The sequence below is a fragment of the Pseudomonas sp. P5_A2_2 genome (assembly GCF_054177685.1).
Map to the genome: position 1 here is coordinate 1 of NZ_JBGCUL010000598.1, position 2,815 is coordinate 2,815.

The 2,815-nt window shown below is 55.3% G+C and carries 2 protein-coding genes and 1 pseudogene; all 3 read left to right on the top strand.

What is annotated here, in order from left to right; genetic code table 11:
* A pseudogene (locus ACXRVY_RS22845) lies at nt 1-213 on the top strand (histone deacetylase family protein); the annotation flags it as partial.
* A 54-nt stretch (nt 214-267) separates the two neighbouring features.
* A complete protein-coding gene (locus ACXRVY_RS22850) occupies nt 268-1,323 on the top strand; it encodes an ornithine cyclodeaminase (protein ID WP_223462269.1) in 1,056 nt (351 codons plus the stop codon).
* Between the two features lie 175 nt (nt 1,324-1,498).
* The coding region (locus ACXRVY_RS22855) for an amino acid permease (protein ID WP_458238310.1) at nt 1,499-2,815 on the top strand (1,317 nt) is incomplete at its 3' end.

Genomic DNA, 2,815 nt, shown 5'->3' on the forward strand with positions numbered 1-2,815 from the left:
GAAGTGCTGGTTATTTCACTGGGCGTCGACACGTTCAAGGACGACCCCATCAGTCACTTCCTGCTGGAAAGTGAAGACTTCATCGGCATCGGAGAGCTGATCGCGAGCGTCGGCTGCCCCACTCTATTCGTCATGGAAGGCGGCTACATGGTCGATGAGATCGGGATCAATGCGGTCAACGTACTGCATGGCTACGAGAGCAAACGCGCCTGAGTCATCCATCCCCTGAATCGCAACGCTTCAACTATTGAATCGGAGAATAAAAACATGACTCTTTTTATAGACGTCGATCATGCTGCACGCCTGTTCGCCACGGTGGGAATCCGCCGGGCAATCCGCGAAATGGCCACTTATATCGAAGCGGACTATTTGCGCTGGGCGCAGTTTGATAAGTCGCCCCGTACCGCCAATCATTCGGCCGACGGTGTGATCGAGTTGATGCCCACCGACGATGGCCAACAGTACTCCTTCAAATACGTGAATGGTCACCCAGGCAACGGTCAAAGCAATTTGCTGACGGTCATGGCCTTCGGTGTCCTGGCCGATGTCCACAGTGGCTATCCAACCTTGCTCAGTGAACTGACGCTGACCACAGCCGTGCGCACTGCTGCTACCTCCGCCCTGGTTGCGCAGTCCCTGGCGCGCTCTGGTGCAAGCTCCATGGCAATCATCGGCAATGGCGCCCAGAGCGAATTTCAGGCTCTCGCCTTCCACGAAATGCTGTCCATCAAGGAAATCCGCATTTTCGATATCGATCGCGATGCTTCACTCAAGTTGAAGCACAACCTGGCCGCATTCCCGGGGATTGAAGTGATTCTGGCCAACTCGGTACAGGAAGCGGTCAAGGGTGCGCACATCGTCACCACTGTCACTGCAGACAAGGCCTATGCAACGATTCTGACGCCCGAGATGATCGAGCCCGGCATGCATATCAATGCCGTGGGTGGTGACTGCCCAGGGAAAACCGAACTGCACGCCGACATCCTGCGCAATGCCCGGGTCATCGTTGAATTCGAACCGCAAACCCGGATTGAAGGCGACATTCAACAGCTGGAAGCCGACTCTCCCGTCGTCGAATTCTTTCGGATTGTTCAGGGCGAAGTCCCAGGCCGCGAGAACGACGCACAGGTCACCGTGTTCGATTCGGTGGGTTTTGCCCTCGAAGACTTTTCGTCGCTGCGCTACGTGCACGATCTGGCGCGGGAGCATGCCATCGGTGAGCGCATCCATCTGGTGCCGACGCCTGCCAACATAAAAAACCTATACCAACTGCTTGATCAACCGCCAGCAATCGTCCCCTCACGCCTGCGCACAGTGAGCTGATAGCCATCGGTGATGCCTCTGAGCAAAGTGCCAAGGGGCTATTCACCGTGTGAGTGGACGACCAACCCTGCCGCCCGCAAACCACCACCGTCAGTAGCCGTTGCATCTCCAACAAGAACGCTAGACACCCACTTTTCTGCCAAAACTCAAAAACATAAAATCAAGAGGTTTTGTAATGAAATCGACTCCGTCCGAGCGGGTTGAACAGCCCGCGCTGCAGCGCACGCTCAGCAATCGTCACATTCAGTTAATGGCCATGGGAGGTGCCATCGGTACCGGTCTGTTTATGGGTTCCGGGAAGATCATCGCCCTCTCCGGCACGTCGATCATCCTCATCTATATGATCATCGGTCTGTTTGTCTACTTCGTCATGCGCGCCATGGGCGAAATGTTGCTTTCCAACTTGAACTTCAAAACCTTCGCGGATTTTGCCGGTGCCTATCTTGGCCCACGCGCAGCATTCTTTCTCGGCTGGTCATACTGGCTAAGCTGGAGCGTTGCAGTGATAGGTGATGCAGTCGTGGTGGGTGGATTTTTTCAGTATTGGTTCCCCGATGTACCCGCCTGGATACCGGCGATCGGCATGCTGATGACACTGTTCGCTTTGAACGTTCTGACTGTCAGGCTCTTCGGTGAAGTGGAGTTCTGGTTCGCGATCATCAAGATCATTGCCGTCGTCACCCTGATTGGCGTCAGTATGGTGATGATTGCCAGCTCCTTTGTATCACCCAGTGGCGTCACCGCATCCCTGAACCACTTGCTGGATAAACAGGCCGCCTTCCCCAACGGCTTGTTCGGTTTCTTTGCCGGGTTCCAGATGGCGATTTTCTCATTTGCGGGCACCGAGCTGATCGGCACCGCAGCCGCCGAAACGCGCTCCCCCGAAAAGACCCTGCCTAAAGCCATCAACTCGATTCCGCTGAGAATCATCCTGTTTTATGTGCTGGCACTGGCCTGCATTATTGCAGTGACTTCCTGGCAACAGGTTTCGCCCAACAAGAGCCCCTTCGTCGAGCTGTTTCTGGTTGCAGGGTTTCCCGCAGCAGCCGGTATCGTCAACTTTGTGGTGCTGACATCCGCCGCCTCATCGGCCAACAGTGGCGTATTTTCATCCAGTCGCATGCTGTTTGGACTGGCCAATCAGGACAACGCTCCGGGGATTTTCCGGCGTCTGTCGAGCAATAGCGTGCCTCTGCTGAGCCTGGCGTTCACCACACTGTTGATGCTGGTGGGCGTGTTGTTGCTGTTCATCGTTCCAGAAGTCATGACCGCATTCACCATCGTCTCTACCGTGTCGGCGATCCTGGTGATTTTCACCTGGTCGACCATTCTCGCGTCGTACATTGCCTATCGCAAAACTCGTCCTGAACTGCATGCGAAATCGATCTACAAGATGCCTGGCGGCGTGCCGATGGCCTGGTTTTCCTTGGGGTTTCTGGGTTTCGTTCTCTGTCTGCTGGCATTGAGACCCGACACCCGAATTGCCTTGATG